Origin of the sequence: Curtobacterium phoenicis (genome assembly GCF_047238015.1) — a bacterium.
Lineage (GTDB): Bacteria > Actinomycetota > Actinomycetes > Actinomycetales > Microbacteriaceae > Curtobacterium.
This window is the reverse complement of the sequence record NZ_JBDFLZ010000002.1, coordinates 1,508,246-1,524,577: the sequence shown is the minus strand read 5'-3', so window position 1 is coordinate 1,524,577 and position 16,332 is coordinate 1,508,246. Positions and strand designations below refer to the sequence as shown.

15 protein-coding genes are annotated in these 16,332 nt (G+C 72.4%); 6 read left to right on the top strand and 9 right to left on the bottom strand.

Translation table 11 applies throughout. The features are described from left to right. Positions 1-117: 117 nt before the first annotated feature. The gene (locus ABC270_RS07470; RefSeq protein WP_412880197.1) at positions 118-2,391 is read right to left on the bottom strand and encodes a polyribonucleotide nucleotidyltransferase; all 2,274 of its coding nucleotides are present in this window, start codon (positions 2,389-2,391) and stop codon (positions 118-120) included. A gap of 303 nt (positions 2,392-2,694) precedes the next feature. Between ABC270_RS07470 and ABC270_RS07465 the strand changes: the two genes are divergently transcribed. Beyond that, the gene (locus tag ABC270_RS07465) at positions 2,695-3,927 is read left to right on the top strand and encodes a coiled-coil domain-containing protein (RefSeq protein WP_412880196.1); all 1,233 of its coding nucleotides are present in this window, start codon (positions 2,695-2,697) and stop codon (positions 3,925-3,927) included. A 175-nt stretch (positions 3,928-4,102) separates the two neighbouring features. Here ABC270_RS07465 and ABC270_RS07460 read toward each other — a convergent pair whose 3' ends face one another. The 5 genes from ABC270_RS07460 to ABC270_RS07440 all read right to left on the bottom strand — a co-directional run bounded on the left by ABC270_RS07460 (position 4,103) and on the right by ABC270_RS07440 (position 7,040). Next, complete coding sequence (locus tag ABC270_RS07460) at positions 4,103-5,065, bottom strand: FAD:protein FMN transferase (protein ID WP_412880195.1); 963 nt, start codon at positions 5,063-5,065, stop codon at positions 4,103-4,105. Beyond that, positions 5,065-5,328 (bottom strand): hypothetical protein, encoded by a 264-nt coding sequence (locus ABC270_RS07455; RefSeq protein ID WP_412880194.1) that lies wholly within the window; start codon positions 5,326-5,328, stop codon positions 5,065-5,067. Before ABC270_RS07455 ends, ABC270_RS07460 begins: the two co-directional genes overlap by 1 nt. A 111-nt stretch (positions 5,329-5,439) precedes the next feature. Then, entirely contained in the window at positions 5,440-6,057 is a 618-nt protein-coding gene (locus ABC270_RS07450) for a CE1759 family FMN reductase (protein ID WP_412880193.1), read from the bottom strand. Positions 6,058-6,221: 164 nt separating this feature from the next. Then, positions 6,222-6,491 carry a 30S ribosomal protein S15 gene (gene rpsO / locus ABC270_RS07445; RefSeq protein ID WP_058725132.1) on the bottom strand — a complete coding sequence of 90 codons (270 nt, stop codon included), beginning with the start codon at positions 6,489-6,491 and terminating at the stop codon, positions 6,222-6,224. 102 nt (positions 6,492-6,593) lie between these two features. Further along, positions 6,594-7,040, bottom strand: a complete 447-nt coding sequence (locus tag ABC270_RS07440) for a VanZ family protein (RefSeq protein WP_412880192.1) — start codon at positions 7,038-7,040, stop codon at positions 6,594-6,596. A 103-nt stretch (positions 7,041-7,143) separates the two neighbouring features. Here ABC270_RS07440 and ABC270_RS07435 point away from each other — a divergent pair, with 103 nt between their 5' ends. From ABC270_RS07435 to ABC270_RS07425, 3 genes are read left to right on the top strand one after another with little or no spacing between them, the layout of a single operon-like run. After that, entirely contained in the window at positions 7,144-8,196 is a 1,053-nt protein-coding gene (locus ABC270_RS07435) for a glycoside hydrolase family 6 protein (RefSeq protein WP_412880191.1), read from the top strand. A gap of 47 nt (positions 8,197-8,243) precedes the next feature. After that, positions 8,244-9,293: a M4 family metallopeptidase gene (locus ABC270_RS07430; RefSeq protein WP_412880190.1), complete on the top strand. Its 1,050-nt coding sequence runs from the start codon at positions 8,244-8,246 to the stop codon at positions 9,291-9,293. Positions 9,294-9,333: 40 nt separating this feature from the next. Further along, positions 9,334-9,603 carry a protealysin inhibitor emfourin gene (locus ABC270_RS07425; protein WP_402744376.1) on the top strand — a complete coding sequence of 90 codons (270 nt, stop codon included), beginning with the start codon at positions 9,334-9,336 and terminating at the stop codon, positions 9,601-9,603. A 435-nt stretch (positions 9,604-10,038) separates the two neighbouring features. Here the strand turns inward: ABC270_RS07425 and ABC270_RS07420 are convergent, their stop codons facing one another. The 3 genes from ABC270_RS07420 to ABC270_RS07410 all read right to left on the bottom strand — a co-directional run bounded on the left by ABC270_RS07420 (position 10,039) and on the right by ABC270_RS07410 (position 13,644). Next, entirely contained in the window at positions 10,039-12,282 is a 2,244-nt protein-coding gene (locus tag ABC270_RS07420; protein ID WP_412880189.1) for a HelD family protein, read from the bottom strand. Between the two features lie 154 nt (positions 12,283-12,436). After that, positions 12,437-13,273 carry an aldo/keto reductase gene (locus ABC270_RS07415; protein WP_412880188.1) on the bottom strand — a complete coding sequence of 279 codons (837 nt, stop codon included), beginning with the start codon at positions 13,271-13,273 and terminating at the stop codon, positions 12,437-12,439. Next, positions 13,273-13,644, bottom strand: a complete 372-nt coding sequence (locus ABC270_RS07410; protein ID WP_022902133.1) for an FKBP-type peptidyl-prolyl cis-trans isomerase — start codon at positions 13,642-13,644, stop codon at positions 13,273-13,275. The genes ABC270_RS07415 and ABC270_RS07410 overlap by 1 nt, the downstream gene beginning before the upstream one ends. A gap of 69 nt (positions 13,645-13,713) precedes the next feature. On the opposite strand from ABC270_RS07410, the gene ABC270_RS07405 reads away from it, so the two are divergent. Both ABC270_RS07405 and ABC270_RS07400 read left to right on the top strand, forming a co-directional pair. Continuing rightward, complete coding sequence (locus ABC270_RS07405) at positions 13,714-15,030, top strand: MFS transporter (protein WP_412880187.1); 1,317 nt, start codon at positions 13,714-13,716, stop codon at positions 15,028-15,030. 203 nt (positions 15,031-15,233) lie between these two features. After that, positions 15,234-16,313: a YihY/virulence factor BrkB family protein gene (locus tag ABC270_RS07400; RefSeq protein ID WP_412880186.1), complete on the top strand. Its 1,080-nt coding sequence runs from the start codon at positions 15,234-15,236 to the stop codon at positions 16,311-16,313. Positions 16,314-16,332: the final 19 nt, after the last annotated feature.

The window sequence follows — 16,332 nt, the reverse complement described above, 5'->3', positions numbered from 1 at the left end:
CTCGGCTGGCCGGGACAACGGCGCTGCCCGACGAACGGCGGCGCTGCACCACGAACGGCGAACGGCCGCCGCTCCGGTCAGGAGCGGCGGCCGTTCGTACGTCGGGACGCGGGAGGATCAGCCCTCGGCGGGAGCCTCGGCGTGGGTCTCGTGACCCTTGCCACCCTCGGTGTCCACGTCGTCGGCGATGACCGGCGCGAGCGACAGCTTGCCGCGGTCGTCCACCTTGGTGACCTCGACCAGGATCTTCTGGCCGACGCCGAGCACGTCCTCGACGTTCTCCACGCGCTTGCCACCGGCGAGCTTGCGGACCTCGGAGACGTGGAGCAGACCGTCGCGGCCCGGGAGCAGCGACACGAACGCACCGAACGTCGCGATCTTGACGACCGTGCCGAGGAACTGGTCCCCGATCTCCGGGTTCGTCGGGTTCGCGATGGCGTTGACCTGGGCACGAGCGGCCTCGGCCGACGGACCGTCGACGGCGCCGATGTACACGGTGCCGTCGTCCTCGATCGAGATGTCGGCGCCGGTCTCGTCCTGGATCCCGTTGATCGTCTTGCCCTTCGGGCCGATCAGCTCGCCGATCTTGTCGACGGGGATCTGCACCGAGATCACGCGGGGCGCGGTGTCGGCCATCTCGTCGGGGGCGTCGATGGCCTCGTTCAGCACACCGAGGATCGCGGAGCGCGCCTCCTTGGCCTGCTTGAGCGCAGCGTCGAGGACCGACGAGGGGATGCCGTCGAGCTTCGTGTCGAGCTGGATCGCCGTGACGAAGTCCGAGGTGCCGGCGACCTTGAAGTCCATGTCGCCGAGGGCGTCCTCGGCACCGAGGATGTCGGTCAGCGCCGCGTAGCGGGTCTGGCCGTCGACGGTGTCGGAGACGAGGCCCATCGCGATGCCCGCGACCGGGGCCTTGAGCGGCACACCGGCGTTGAGGAGCGACAGGGTCGAGGCGCAGACGGAGCCCATCGACGTCGAACCGTTGGAGCCGAGGGCCTCGGACACCTGACGGATCGCGTAGGGGAACTCCTCGCGCGACGGCAGCACCGGCACGAGGGCGCGCTCGGCGAGGAAGCCGTGCCCGATCTCGCGACGCTTCGGCGAACCCACGCGGCCGGTCTCACCGGTCGAGTAGGGCGGGAAGTTGTAGTGGTGCAGGTAGCGCTTCTTCGTGACGGGCGACAGCGAGTCGATCTGCTGCTCCATCTTGAGCATGTTCAGCGTGGTGACGCCGAGGATCTGCGTCTCGCCGCGCTGGAAGATCGCCGAGCCGTGGACGCGCGGGATGACGGCGACCTCGGCGTCGAGCGGACGGATGTCGGCGAGGCCGCGGCCGTCCATGCGGACCTGCTCGGTCAGGATGCGGCCGCGGACGACCTTCTTCGTGACCGACTTGTAGGCGGCGCTGACCTGGCCGTTGGCGCTCTCGGGGAGCTCGCCGGCTTCGACCTTGGCGGCGACGGCCTCCTTGACGCGGGCCTTGAGGGCGTCGTCCTTGTCCTGACGCTCGAGCTTGCCGGCGATCTGGTAGACGTCCTTGAGCTCGTCGAGGGCGATCGCCTCGACCGCGTCGTAGACCTCGGGGGCGTACGGCGGGAAGACCGGGTAGTCTTGGATCTCCTTGGCCGACTGCGCGGCCATCTTCGCCTGCGCCTCGACGAGGACCTTGAGGAACGGCTTCGCCGCCTCGAGGCCCTGCGCGACGACGGCCTCGTCGGGCTTGGTGGCGCCGCCCTGGATGAGGTCCCAGCTGTGCTCGGTGGCCTCGGCCTCGACCATCATGATCGCGACGTCCTCGTTGCCCGCCTCGTCCGTGACGACACGGCCGGCGACGGTGAGGTCGAACACGGCGTCCGCGAGCTGCGACGCCTTCGGGAACGCGACCCACTGGCCGTCGATGAGCGCGAGGCGCACACCGGCGATCGGGCCGGAGAAGGGCAGACCGGAGATCTGCGTCGACGCGGACGCCGCGTTGATCGCGAGCGCGTCGTAGAACTCGTCCGGCGCGATGCTCAGGACGGTGATGACGATCTGGACCTCGTTGCGGAGGCCGTCGACGAACGACGGGCGCAGCGGCCGGTCGATGAGGCGGCAGACGAGGATCGCCTCGGTCGAGGGGCGGCCCTCACGGCGGAAGAACGAGCCGGGGATCTTGCCCGCGGCGTACGAGCGCTCCTCGACGTCGACCGTCAGCGGGAAGAAGTCGAAGCCCTCCCGCGGGTGCTTGCCGGCGCTCGTGGCCGAGAGGAGCATGGTCTCCTCGTCGAGGTACGCGGCGACCGCGCCCTGCGCCTGCTGTGCGAGGCGGCCGGTCTCGAACCGGACGACGCGCTTGCCGAACTTGCCGTTGTCGATGACGGCTTCGGCGAACTTGATCTCGGGACCCTCCAAAAGGGTGCCTCCTTGACGTGTTCTCGGCAGACCCGGCGACGGCACACGACGGTGCGTGCGCGCCGAGGTGTCGGGACGCATGTCTGGCCAGCAGTAGAAGCACTCGGGACACCTTGTCGGCCCGCGAGCCACCACCGATGACCAGCTCCGTGCCCGGTCTGCGCAGTGTTTGTGTGACGACCGGGTTCGATCCCGGTCGCGTGCCGGGGAACGGTCCCCGGACGAACAGGACTTTACCAGTCCTCAGGCGATCCGCGGGCGAGGCGCACGAGGAACCCGCGCGTGGCCGCTAGCGTACGGACCATGCGCCTCCCCCTCTCCGGGCGAGGGTTCGTCGTGGCCGCCGTGGTCGCGGGCGTGCTCGTCGCCCCCATCGTGACCGCGGCCCCGGCGAGCGCGACGACCTACCCGACGTGGCAGGACGTCCAGCGCGCGAAGGGCAACGAGCAGGCCAAGAAGGCCGAGGTCGACCGTGTGCAGACGGCCCTGCACCAGGTGCAGGCCGACGCCGCAGCGAAGTCCGCCGCGGCGATCACCGCCTCCGAGGCCGCCGACCGGGCCGACGCGGCCCTGGCGACGGCCACCCAGACCGCCACGAGCCTCCAGTCTCAGGCGGACAGCGCCTCGGCGACCGCCGAGCGGGCGCAGCAGCGCGCCGGGCAGCTCGCGGCCAACCTGTACCGGGACGGTGCGACCGACCAGATGTCCACGCGCATCGCGACCACGAAGGACCCGGGCCAGCTGCTCTACCAGCTCGGCGCGCTCGACCAGCTCTCGTCGACGTGGGCCGGCGTGATGGACGACGCGTCCGTCGCCGCGAAGACCGCGTCGTCGCTGCACGAGCAGGCGCAGCGTGCCGAGGACGAGCGGGCCGACCTCGCGTCCGCCGCCGAGGCGAAGGCCGCCGACGCGAAGTCGGCACAGGAGGCCGCGGATGCCGCGGTCGACGACACCCAGCAGCACAGCGACGAGCTCTACGCCCAGCTCGCGTCGCTGCAGGACACCACCGCGTCGGAGGAGCGCGGCTACCAGCTCGGCCTCCAGGTCGCGGCGCAGAAGGCCGAGCAGCAGCGCCGGCGCGAGGAAGCGGCCGAGCGGCAGCGTGAGCAGCAGGCAGCGGAGGCGGCGAACACCGGCCCCGCCACGAGCGGCAGCAGCAGCGGGGGCGGCAGCACGAGCGGCGGGTCGGGCACGAACTACCCGAGCACCGGCGGCGTGGTCGTCGACCCGGCGGGCGCCCAGGCGTACGCCCGGAGTGCGATCGGCGCCTACGGTTGGGGGTCGGACCAGATGGGCTGCCTGGTGTCGCTGTGGACGCAGGAGTCCGGTTGGCGGGCGAACGCCCTCAACGTCTCGAGTGGTGCGTACGGGATCCCGCAGGCGCTCCCCGCCGACAAGATGGCGGTCGCCGGTGCCGACTGGCGGACGAACGCCGCCACGCAGATCAACTGGGGCCTCGCGTACATCCACGACGCCTACGGGTCGCCGTGCGGCGCCTGGAACCACGAGATGAGCGTCAACCCGCACTGGTACTGACGCGACCGTGATCCGGCCTGGAGGCGCGTGGCGGCGCCGCCACGGGCCTCCCGTCCGGTGGGCGGCCACGCTGCGGGCGGGGCCCGGAGCGGTCGCCGGCGCTGGCTCCGCGCTGCGGGCGCGGCCCGGGGCGGTCGCCGGCGCTGGCTCCGCGCGGCGGGCCGACGGTGCGAGGTCAGGCTGCGCGTCCTGCGCCCTGCAGTCCGTCCTCGACGGGCCAGCCGCCGAGCCGGAGTACCTCGCCGGACGCGCTGACGAGCCGTGCTGCGTGACCGCTGGTGCGGAGCATCTCCGGCGCACGCCGACCCCGGACGACCGCGGCGGTCGAGAGCGTGTTCGCCGTCGCGCAGGACGGTGCCACCACGGTGACCGACCGCCAGACCGGCTCGGCGGGGAGCCCCCAGCGCGGATCGAGGATGTGGTGCCGCGCGTGCCCGTCCTGCTCCCACCGGCGCTTCTGCGTGCTCGACGTCGCGATCGACCAGCCCGACGCGACACGGACGTGGTCGACCGGGTCCGTGTCGAGGTCCTGCACCCGGACCTGCCAGCCGCCGGACGGGTCCGGGCCCGCCGTCGCGACGTCACCGCCGAGCGACACGAGCGCTCCGATGCCGAGGCGGGCGGTGATGCTCGCGGCGGCCATGTCGGCGGCGGCGGCCTTGGCGGTCGCGCCGAGGTCGAGGCGGACGCCGGCCGGCACCCGGAGGAAGGAGCCGCTGAGCAGGATGCGCTGCCACGCGGGGCGCGTGTCGAGCGCAGCCGCGACGACCGCGGGTTCCGGGGCGCCCGCTCCGTCGTCGGCGAGCGTGCCACCGTGGCGGTGGAACGCCGCGTCGTAGCCGAGCGACACCATCCGGTTGCCGAGCGTCGGGTCCACGTCGCCGTCGGTCAGTCGCGCGGCGTCGAGGGCCTGGTGCACGAGGGTCGCGAGGAGCGGCGACACCTCCGTTCCGCGCCCGAGCTCGGCAGCGCGGGCGACGAGTTCGGAGTCCTCTCGGAAGCGGCTGCAGGCGAGGTCGACGGCGTCGGTGATCTCGCGGACGCAGGCCTCGGCGGCGGCGAGGTGGCGTCGGTCGCGGTGGTCGACGACGACGCGGGCGGTGGTGGTCCAGAGCTCCCACTCGGTGGCAGCGCGCATCAGGAGCCCGTCGTCGTGGCGTCGGAGGACGAGTTCTGGCTGCCCTGGGTGACGCCGGACGAGCTGCTGCCGCTGCTGCTCGTGCCGCTGTCGCCGTTCGTGCTGCTGCTGTCGCTGCTCCCGCTCGTGCTCGTGCTCGTGTCGGTGCTCGTCGTCCCCTGCTCGTGCCCGACCCAGAGGCCGGCGCCGGTCACCATCGCGACCACCAGCCCGCCCAGGCTCACGAGCGAGCTCGTCGTCCACTTCCTGCCGTTGCTGCCCATCGTTCCTCCTCGTCTCGGTACGAGGCTGGCGGGCCGGCCGATGGACCACCCGGGAGCCGACTGCACCGATCCCGGGCGAACGCTCGGAGCCCGGTAAGAGCAGCAGCGCGGTCAGTGCCCCAGGCTGCCGAGCATCGCGGCGAAGTCCGGCGTCGCGGGGAGCGCGTCGGCCTGCTGCGGCACCCGGCGGGAGGACCGGACGGCCCACGCGAGATCGGCGCCGGCACGGCGGATGCGTCCCTCGAGCGCTGCGGCGTCGCCCTCGGTCCCCCAGTCGTCGGTCGCGGCGAACACCCCGGTCGGCACCGCGGCGGCGCGGAGGTAGGCGAACACCGGACGGAGTGCGTGCTCGATCGCGAGCGAGTGCCGTGCGGTGCCTCCGGTGGCGCCGAGGAGCACGGGCATGTCGGCGAGGGCGTCCTTGTCGATCACGTCGAGGAACGACTTCGCGAGCCCGCTGACCCCCGCGGTGAAGACCGGCGTGACGAACACGACCGCGTCCGCCTCGACCACGGTGGCGATCGCGGCTGCGAGGGCCGGCGCGGCGAAGCCGGTCAGCATCGCGTCCACGATCTCGTGCGCGATGGGTCGGAGCTCGACGTGCTCGACCGTGGCGGTGGTGCCGTCCGCGAGGAGCGCCTCGGCCGCAGCGCCGCCGAGGCGGTCGGCGAGCAGGCGGGTCGAGCTGGGGTCGGACAGTCCGGCGGAGACGACGGCGATGGTGGTCATGATGGCTCCCGGCTTTCGATGCGTTTGCATGAACATCATACGGAACCGACCGTCTGGCGCAAGCATTCCCGCCCGCGCTCCACGGGCCTCCAGGCCGGAGACGGACGAACGCCCGGCCTTCCGAGGAAGACCGGGCGTTCAGCCGAGCAGTGTCTGCGTGGGACTCAGCGGCGCAGGCCGAGGCGCTCGATGAGCGCACGGTAGCGGTTGATGTCCACGTCAGCGAGGTAACCGAGGAGACGGCGACGCTGACCGACCATGAGCAGCAGACCACGACGCGAGTGGTGGTCGTGCTTGTGCTCCTTGAGGTGCTCGTTCAGGTCGTTGATGCGACGCGTCAGAACGGCGACCTGGACCTCGGGGGATCCGGTGTCGCCCGGGTGGGTCGCGTACTCTTCGATGATCTCCTGCTTGACCTTCGCGTCAAGTGCCATGGATGATCCCCTTTCCTGTCCGTTGCGCGGTGCCCGTGCCTGCTGCACGAGCGCTCTTCGTCCGCGGCCGTTCGACGGCAACCGGAGAAGCCTACCAGGAGATCAGACGGCGCGGGGACGCAGGCGACGACGCCGAGGCGCGGGCAACAGGCTGCGGAAGAGGCCGACGAGCGTCGCCCCGAGGAGGCCGCCGAGCCCGTTCGACAGCACGTCGCGGGGATCCGAGACCCGGTTCGGCAGGAACGCACCCTGGTACTGCTCGATGCCGACCGAGAGCCCGACCGCGACGACCGCACCGAGCAACCACCAGCGCCGGGGCAACCAGAGCGCGGCGAGCATGCCGACCGGGACGAACATCGCGATGTTGGCGAGGAACTCCGTCCGGTCGTACGTCAGCCAACCGCTGCCCGTGATGCGCTGCGCCCACCGGATCGCGTGCTCCACGAGGGATCCCTGCGCAGCGGTGAAGACCTCCGGCGTCAGGGTCATCCGCCAGATCACCCAGGCGTAGGCCGCGGTGACGGCCAGGAGGAGGAGTTTCCGGAGCATCCGCAGAGTCTGACATGCCGCGTTCGGGAAACCCCTGGCCCACCGCTGGCAGAACACCCGGAGGGGTTCCCCGCTGCGCCGGTTCTCCTGGGAGCATGGGTCCATGACGGACCAGGGGAACCGCCGACGGGCGCCGCGACGGTCGTCGGCCGGGCGCCAGTGGACGTGGATCGGCGTCACCGCCGCCGTGGTCGTCGCCGTCGTGGCCGCCCTCGTGGTGGCACTCCCGCGAGGCGGCTCTCCCGACGGTCGCCAGGTCGTCGAACGCCGGACCGCCGCGCAGGCGTTCCCCGGGGGCCTCGCGGTCCAGCCGCCCGCCGAGAACCAACCCGGTCGCCGCGAGGCAGCGGCGCGGGCTGCCGGTCAGGACGCCACCGCGCAGCGGATCGCCGTCATCGCCGACCAGCCGATCGCCACCTGGCTGACCGACGACTCGGTCGCCGCCACGCGTTCCACGATCCGTGACGTCGTCCGGAGTGCGCGCCAGCAGGACCGCACCCCCGTGTTCGTGCTCTACAACGTGCCGGACCGGGACTGCGGCCACTACTCGAAGGGCGGCAGTACGGCGTCCGGGTACGTGCCCTGGGTCCGCGCGGCGGCCCGGGCGATGGCGGGGTCCCACGCCGTGGTGCTCGTCGAACCGGACTCGATCGCGCAGATCGCCGTGTGCGGGCGACTGAAGGACTCCCGCCTCCCCCTGCTGCGGAGAGCGGTGGACGCGCTCAGCGGGCACGGCCTCACCGTGTACCTCGACGGCGGCAACGAGGACCGTGTCCCGGTCGCCCGGCAGGCGTCGTGGCTCCGGCAGGCGGGCGTCGACCGGACCCAGGGGTTCTTCACGAACGTCTCGAACTTCTACCGGGTCGACACCGAACGCGCGTACGCCGACGAGCTCGCCGACCGCATCGGCGACGACCCGCACTTCGTCATCGACGTCTCCCGCAACGGGCAGGGCTGGCGCGGCACCTGGTGCAACCCGTCCGGAGCCGGACTCGGTCAGACCCCGCACGTCACCCGGGGCAGCACGCGCCTCGACGCCCTGCTCTGGGTGAAGACGCCCGGCCTCAGCGACGGGACGTGCAACGGCGGGCCCGCAGCCGGACAGTGGTGGGAGTCGTACGCGCTCGACCTCGTGGCGAACCGGAAGCGCGGCTGAGCTGGCCCTCACTGCGCGGTGTCGGTGCCCGGTGGTTCCATCGGGACATGACCCCGACCGTGCGCCTCCACTCCGTCGTCCCGCCGTACCTGCTCCGCGCCGTCGCCGAGGCGCCGGACCTCCCCCGGGCCTCCTCCGCCGCCCGGTCCGCACTGGCCTCGCTCGAGGTCGTGCAGCAGCCGAAGCACGAGCACCGCGAACAGCCGCAGGGCGTCAGCGGCACGGTCGACCGGTCACCGCAGCGGACGATCTCCGACGCGCACGGCACGACCACGCTCCCCGGCACGGCGGTCCGGCACGAGGGCGACCCCGACTCCGGCGACCCCGCGGTGGACGAGGCCTACACGGGGCTCGGAGACACGCACGCGTTCTGGCTCGAGGTCTTCGACCGCGTCTCCATCGACGGTGCCGGGCTGCCGCTCGACGCCACGGTCCACTACGGGCAGGACTACGACAACGCCTACTGGGACGGCAGCCGCATGGTGTTCGGCGACGGTGACGGTGAGGTGTTCGAACGCTTCACCATCGCCGTCGACGTGATCGGCCACGAGCTCGCGCACGGTGTGACGCAGTACACGGCCGACCTCACGTACGAGGGGCAGTCCGGGGCACTCAACGAATCGATCAGCGACGTCTTCGGCTCCCTCGTGCTGCAGTACTCCCGGAAGCAGACCGCCGAGCAGGCCTCGTGGCTCATCGGCAAGGGGCTCTTCACCCCGCGCGTGCACGGCGTCGCCCTCCGGTCGATGCGCGCGCCCGGCACGGCGTACGACGACCCGGTGCTCGGGAAGGACCCCCAGCCGGCGACGATGGCGGGGTACCTCGAGACGACCGACGACAACGGCGGCGTGCACACGAACTCCGGCATCCCGAACCACGCCTTCTACCTCGCCGCGACGGCGATCGGCGGCAACGCCTGGGAGGGCGCCGGGGCCGTCTGGTGGGACGCCCTCACCTCGGACGAGACGACGGAGTCGATCGACTTCGCGGGGTTCGCTTCCGTGACCGTCGACGCTGCGGCGACACGGTTCGGGTCGGGGTCGCGCGAGCACGCCGCCGTGCAGCAGGCCTGGCGGACGGTGGGCGTCATCGGCTGACGCTCCCCCGCACCGCCCCCGCTCGGCGTACGGTCGGGTCATGCACATCGAGGTCCGCCGGTCCGGAGGCTTCGCCGGCACCACCCGCGGCTGGCAGGTCGACACCGACGCCTGCGACGACCCCGCCGCCTGGACCGAACTGGTCGGGACGCTCCCCGGTGACGTCCCGGCACCGTCGCCGGCAGTCCGCGACGACTTCACGTGGACGATCACGCTCGAGCAGCGCACCGTGTCGATCCCGGGCAGTCGGCTCGACGGTCCGTGGGCGGCCCTCGTCACGCGCGTCCGCGACGAGGGCGACACCGTCTGAGGCGCTGCCGCGTCGGCCGGACGGGAGGGACGGCGTGGGCCCGCCACGCGCCTCCCGTCAGGCGCCGGCCGCGTCGAGCGCGCGCCGGACTGGAGGCGCGGCGCGGGCCCGCCACGCGCCTCCCGTCGGATGCCCGGCACGTCGAGCGCCCCCGGCACGTCGAGTGCGCGCGGTACGTCGAGCGCGGGCGGCACGTCGAGCACGCGCGGCACGTCGAGCACGCGCGGCACGTCGAGCACGCGCGGCACGTCGAGCACGCGCGGCACGTCGAGCACGCGCGGCACGTCGAGCACGCGCGGCACGTCGAGCACGCCCGTCGCGTCGAGCGCGCGCAGCGCAAGTCCGACGGAGCACGCGTCGAACGACACGTGCGTCGTCGAGCGCGGCGCGCAGCCCGATGTTGGCCGCACAGCACCACACGCGGCGGCGCGGGCCTCAGTCCACGTCGACGATCGTCAAGCGCCGCGTCGGCCGCGTCATCGCGACGTACACGGCCGCTGCCGCCCGCGCCGCATCGGCCCCGACGCGCTCCGGGTCGACGAGGAGCACCCCGTCGAACTCGAGGCCCTTCGCGTCCGCCCCGGTCAGCACCGTGACGGACCCCGGTCGTGGCGACCCGAGGGACCGGACGTCCGCCTCGGTCCGGGCGAGCCGGTGCCGCACGGTGTCGACGTCGGACTCCGGCACGATCACGCCGATGGTCCCGCTGCCGATCGCCGCGCGCTCGTCGTCGACCAGCGACGCGACGGTGTCGAGCACGTCCGACCGCGGGACGGACACGCGCTGCACGGGGTCGCCGTCGCGCACCGCCTCGGTCCGGGTGACCACGAGCCCGGCCGACTCCGCGTACTCCCCGGCGGCGAGCACGATCGACCGCGGCGTGCGGTAGTTGACCGTGAGCTCCTCGATGCGGTGCTCGATCGGCACCTGCGGTGCGCGGCCACGGCGGCGCCGGGCGAGCGCTCCGACGACGTCGTCCCAGGTGCGGGCTGCTCCCGGCGAGGATCCCTGCGCCATGTCCCCGACGATCGTGAACGACCGGAGCGGGTTCCGACGGGCGAGCACCCGCCACTGCATCGGGGAGAGCTCCTGTGCCTCGTCGACGACGATGTGCCCGTAGGTCCACTCGCGGTCCTCGGCGGCGCGCTCGGCCGTCGTGCGCGGGTCCCCGCCCTCGGCGAAGGACCCCGCGACCTGCTCGGCCGTGACGATGCCCTCGACCCCCATGTTCTCGATCGCCTGGCGCGCGTTCTCGATGTCGCGGTTGCGGCTGGCCTTCGCGGCACGCTTGGCGGCGCCGCCGGTGGGGTCGAACGGACCGAGGAGCTCGGCGGCCTCGTCGAGGAGCGGGACGTCCTCGACCGTCATCGCGGAACCGCGTGGTCGCAGCAGCAGCGCCCGCCGCTCCGGGGTCCAGTTCGGGGTGAGGGACGCGAGCCAGTTCGGCCGCGCGTAGAGGTCCTCGACGAACTTCTCCGGCGGCAGCGGGAGCCACGCGGTGTTGAGGAGGACGCGGGCGTCGTACGAGGACCGGATGTCCTCGCGGAGGACCTTCTCGTCGGCTTCGTCCACCGTGGTGCCGCGCTCGCGCAACTGGTCGGCGAGCAGGCGGGTCATCGCGTCGAGGGCGATCTTGTTGAACGTCACCCGGGCGACGTTGTGCGGCTTGCCCCGGTCCTGCGCACGCTTCATCGCGTCGGCCACGAGCTGCGGCGGGACGACCAGCCGCTCCCCCTCGACGTCGAGCGTCACGGGTTCGGTCGGCACGACCTGCCGCGACCGGACGGCACGGCGCAGCAGGGAGGCCATCTCCGCCGAGCCCTTCACGGCGGCGACGTCCCGGTGGTCGTGCGTCGAGGCGTGCACGCCCGGGTAGAGAGAGCCGAGGGACGCCATCACGACACCGGTCTCACCGAGGGACGGCAGCACCTGCTCGATGTACGTCAGGAACGCCGACGAGGGCCCGACCATGAGCACGCCCGACCCGCGGAGGCGCTCCCGGTAGGAGTACAGCAGGTACGCCGCCCGGTGCAGCGCGACCGCGGTCTTGCCGGTGCCGGGGCCGCCCTGCACGATGAGCACTCCCTCGAGCGGAGAGCGGATGATGCGGTCCTGCTCGGCCTGGATCGTGGCGACGATGTCCGTCATCCGGCCGGTGCGCTCGGCCGTGACGGCCGCGAGGAGTGCTCCCTCGCCCTGGAGGTGCGTGCGCTCGTCGTCGTAGAGGGAGGCGTCGAACACCTCGTCCTCGACACCGACGACCCTCCGCCCGTCGAGCGTGAGGTGCCGACGCGAGCGCATCCCCATCGGGTGCGCGGCGGTCGCCTGGTAGAACGCGCTCGCACCGGGCACGCGCCAGTCGAGCAGGAGCGGGCGGTGGTCGTCGTCGCGGAGGCCGACCCGTCCGATGTACCGGAACACGTCCTCGTCGCTGTCCGGCTCGGAGACCTCGAGCCGGCCGAACACGAGGCGGTCGCCGACGCGCTCGAGCGTCGCGATGGTGTCCTCGTAGAGCCGGGCGTACGCGTCGCGCTCGCTGCGGCTCTGGTGGTTCCCGCCGACCGCCTGACGGCGGGTCTCGGCGAGACGCTGTTCGGCCTCGGCGGTCAGTTCGTCGAGGCGGGCGAAGAGCCCGTCGACGTAGCCACGCTCGCGGTCGATCTCGGTCGGTTCGGACACACGCCACCCTTCGGGAAACAGGGGTGTCCAGTGTAGTCCCGCGGGACCGACACCGAGAACGTCGCGACGCGACCGCCGGCGCACGGGAGGCGCGTGGCGGACCCGCCACGCGCCTCCCGTCCGGAACCTGGTTCCGGCACGCCGGCCGGAGCCGCTACATCTCCTCGTGCGTGTCCGGGTCGCCGTCCCAGAGGCGCCCACGCTCGAGCGCGGAGATCGCCTGGACCTCGTCCTCGGTCAGTTCGAAGCCGAAGACGTCGAGGTTCTGCCGCTGCCGCTCCGGGTCGCCCGACTTCGGCACCGGCACGGCACCGAGCTGGACGTGCCAGCGGAGGACGACCTGGCCCGGCGTGACGCCGTGCGCCTCGGCGGCGGCGACGACGGGCTGCTCGCTCATGAGCTCCGACTGCTTCGCGAGCGGGCTCCAGCTCTCGGTCACGATGCCGAGCTCCTGGTGCACCTTCCGCAGCTCGGCCTGCGGGAAGTACGGGTGCAGCTCGACCTGGTTCACCGCCGGCGCGACGCCGGTGGCGTCGACGATGCGCTCCAGGTGGTCGGGCGTGAAGTTCGAGACGCCGATCGAGCGGACCTTGCCCGCGTCACGGAGGTCCACGAATGCCTTCCACGTGTCGACGAACTTGTCGACCGACGGGTTCGGCCAGTGGATGAGGTACAGATCCACGTGGTCGAGGCCGAGGTTCGCGAGCGACTCGTCGATCGACCGGTGCGCTTCGTCGTACCCGTGGTGGCGCCCCGGCAGCTTCGTGGTGACGACGAGGTCGTCACGGTCGACGCCGGACTCGCGCACCGCACGGCCGACGGCGTCCTCGTTGCCGTAGTTCAGGGCGGTGTCGAGCAGCCGGTAGCCGCTCGCGATCGCGGCGAGCACCTGCTGCGTGCCCTCGTCGCCGTTCAGGCCGTAGGTGCCGAGGCCGAGCTCGGGGAACCGGTGGCCGTCGTTCAGCTCGATCGTCGGGGCGCCGACCTGCATCAGCGGACCCCGAGCAGGTCGATGACGAAGATGAGGGTCTTGCCGGAGAGGAAGTGTCCGCCACCGGCCGGGCCGTACGCGAGCTCCGGCGGGACGACGAGCTTCCGACGGCCGCCGACCTTCATGCCGGGGATGCCCTCCTGCCAGCCACGGACGAGCGCCGCGAGCGGGAAGTCGATCGGCTCGCCGCGGTTCCACGAGCTGTCGAACTCCTCGCCCGACTCGTACTCGACGCCGGCGTAGTGGACCTTGACGGTCGAGCCCGCGGTCGCCTCGTCCCCGGAGCCCTCGACGATGTCGGTGATCACGAGCTCGGTGGGGGCCGGACCCTCGGGGGCGTCGAACTCGGGCTTGCTGTTGAGGTCAGTCATGCCCGCCAGTCAACCAGAGAGCGCGGTCCTGGCCGTGCAGCCCGATCGAGGCAGCAGAATGGTTCCACCGTGACACGATCCGACACCGCCCCGCGCCGCCGCCTGCTCGCCGACCTCACCCCGCTCCGCCGCTCCCCCGCGTTCGCGCGGCTCTGGGCCGGCACGGCGATCGCCGGCATCGGCACGCAGATGACCACCGTCGCGGTCGGCCTCGAGGTGTACGAGATCACCCACTCCACCTTCGCCGTCGCACTCGTCGGTGTGATCGCCCTCGTCCCGATGATCGTCGCGGGGCTCTACGGAGGCATGCTCGCGGACGCGTTCGACCGTCGGCTCGTGGCCCTCGTGTCGGCGGTCGTCGCGTGGGCTGCGGTGGCCCTCATCGCCGCGCACGCCTGGCTCGGGCTGCACAGCGTCGCGCTGCTGTACGTCCTCGCCACGGTGAACGCGGTCGCGGCGACGGTGAGCAACGCCTCCCGCTCGGCGATCGTGCCGCGGCTCGTCGGGACCGACCTGCTCCCGGCGGCGAGCGCCCTCGGTGGCATCGCGTCGGGGTTCCAGGTCACGGTGGGCCCGGCGATCGCCGGCGTCCTCATCGCCAGCGTCGGCTTCGCCCCGACGTACACGATCGACGTCGTGCTGTTCACGTTCGCGTTCCTCGGGGTGTTCACACTGCCGCGGATGGCTGCCGAGCACGACGCCCTCCGACCCGGGCTGGGCTCGTTGATCGAGGGGGCGCGGTTCCTGAAGCGCTCGCGGAACATCACGATGACGTTCGTGCTCGACATCATCGCGATGACGTTCGGCCAGCCGCGGGTGCTCTTCCCCGCGATCGGCGCGCTCGTCATCGGCGGCGGCTCGATCACGGTCGGGACGCTCACCGCCGCGTACGCGATCGGCGCCCTGCTGTCGAGCGTGTTCTCCGGCCCGCTCGGCCACGTCCGTCGGCAGGGCGAGGCCGTCGGCTGGGCGATCACGGCGTACGGCGGGGCGATCGCCGCGTTCGGGGTCACGATCGCGGTCGCCCACACACTCGGCGGGCGGTCCGGCGAGCGCTTCGATGCCGGGATCCTGCCGGCCCTCGGACTGGCGGCGCTCTTCCTCGCGATCTCCGGCGGCGCCGACAACGTCAGCTCGGTGTTCCGGAACACGATCCTGCAGGCAGCAGCCCCCGACGGGATGCGCGGGCGCCTGCAGGGAATCTTCATCGTCGTCGTCACGGGCGGTCCGCGGGTCGGGGACCTGTACGCCGGGCTCGTCGTCGCGGCGGGCATCGCCTACCCGCCGATCATCGGGGGCGTGCTCATCATCGGGCTCGTCGCGCTGCTGCTCCGGCTCGTGCCGTCGTTCCGTCGGTACGACGCGCTGCACCCCCACGCGGACTAGCGCCACGCGACTCGGCTGCCGCGCCGCGAAAGCGACAGTCTGCTGGCATGCGACAGCGACGAACTGTCGCTTTCGCGACCGGCGGCGGGGCCGGTGCCGCGCGTCTGTCGCTTTCACGACGTGGCCGCGACCGACCGGCGGCCTGGAGGCGCGTGGCGGGCCCGCGCCGTGCCTCCCGTCCGATTCCAGGTAGTTTCGTGACCATGCCGGAACCCGACGCGCGCGCCATCCAGCGGACCGGGGTCCGCGCGGTGGTCCGGCGCACCTACCACTCGGTGATCCGGCACCGCGTCGTCGACGCGGCGGCGTCGCTGACGTTCTTCGCGACCCTCACGGTGTTCCCGACCGCACTCGCCGTCGTGTCGGCACTGGCCATCGTGGACCGGTCGGGCGACGGGCTCGAGGACATCATCCAGATCCTCGGGTTCATCGTGCGACCAGAGACCGCGCAGCACCTCGAGGAGCCGCTTCGGCAGCTGCTCACGCTCGACAACCCGTGGCTCGGGTTCGCGACCGGCGTGGTCCTGACACTGTGGTCGCTGTCCGGGTACGCGACCGCGTTCGGCCGGGCGATGAACACCGCCTACGAGGTCGAGGAGGGGCGGCGGATCTGGAAGTTCCGCAGCATGATGCTCCTCGTCACCCTGCTCGTCATGGTCGGCGGTGCGATCGCGATCCTCATCCTGCTCGGCACGCCGACGATCGCCGCGGCGGTAGTCGACCAGATGGGCTGGCCGGTGTGGGTGGACGACCTGTGGAACGTGGCGAAGTGGCCCGTGCTCGCCGCGGACCTCGTCGTCATGGTGGCGGTGCTGTACTACGCGACGCCGAACGTCCGGACCCCCCAGTTGCGGTGGGTGTCGGCCGGTGCCGCGTTCGCGATCGTGACCTGGGCGATCGCGACGGTCGGCTTCGCGGTCTACGTCGAGACGATCGGTGCCGGCAACCGAGCGTACGGGTGGCTCGGCGGCGCGATCCTGCTGCTCGTGTACCTGTACATCTCGAACTTCGTGCTCGTGGTCGGCGGGGAGCTCGACTCCGAGGTCATCCGTCTGCGGCAGCTGCTGGCCGGCATCGAGGCGGACGAGTCGATCCGGCTCCCCCTCCGCGACGTCACGCGCAACTTCACGCTGGCCCGGTGGCGGGACGCCGACATCGCGACCGCACACCACGTCCGGGTCGAGGCGGCGAAGCTCCCCCGCGACGACGAGGACTCCGCGCAGGCGGAGCACCTCCGCGACCTCGCCGGCAAGGTGCAGGTCAGCGAACCCCCGATGCCGTAGCGGCACCGGGGGTCACGCC

Bases quoted from the DNA above. Each gene is read 5' to 3' on its own strand.
- ABC270_RS07465 (WP_412880196.1), top strand. From the start codon at position 2,695: ATGCGCCTCCCCCTCTCCGGGCGAGGGTTCGTCGTGGCCGCCGTGGTC.
- ABC270_RS07460 (WP_412880195.1), bottom strand. From the start codon at position 5,065: ATGCGCGCTGCCACCGAGTGGGAGCTCTGGACCACCACCGCCCGCGTC.
- ABC270_RS07455 (WP_412880194.1), bottom strand. From the start codon at position 5,328: ATGGGCAGCAACGGCAGGAAGTGGACGACGAGCTCGCTCGTGAGCCTG.
- ABC270_RS07450 (WP_412880193.1), bottom strand. From the start codon at position 6,057: ATGACCACCATCGCCGTCGTCTCCGCCGGACTGTCCGACCCCAGCTCG.
- rpsO (WP_058725132.1), bottom strand. From the start codon at position 6,491: ATGGCACTTGACGCGAAGGTCAAGCAGGAGATCATCGAAGAGTACGCG.
- ABC270_RS07440 (WP_412880192.1), bottom strand. From the start codon at position 7,040: ATGCTCCGGAAACTCCTCCTCCTGGCCGTCACCGCGGCCTACGCCTGG.
- ABC270_RS07435 (WP_412880191.1), top strand. From the start codon at position 7,144: ATGACGGACCAGGGGAACCGCCGACGGGCGCCGCGACGGTCGTCGGCC.
- ABC270_RS07430 (WP_412880190.1), top strand. From the start codon at position 8,244: ATGACCCCGACCGTGCGCCTCCACTCCGTCGTCCCGCCGTACCTGCTC.
- ABC270_RS07425 (WP_402744376.1), top strand. From the start codon at position 9,334: ATGCACATCGAGGTCCGCCGGTCCGGAGGCTTCGCCGGCACCACCCGC.
- ABC270_RS07415 (WP_412880188.1), bottom strand. From the start codon at position 13,273: ATGCAGGTCGGCGCCCCGACGATCGAGCTGAACGACGGCCACCGGTTC.
- ABC270_RS07410 (WP_022902133.1), bottom strand. From the start codon at position 13,644: ATGACTGACCTCAACAGCAAGCCCGAGTTCGACGCCCCCGAGGGTCCG.
- ABC270_RS07400 (WP_412880186.1), top strand. From the start codon at position 15,234: ATGCCGGAACCCGACGCGCGCGCCATCCAGCGGACCGGGGTCCGCGCG.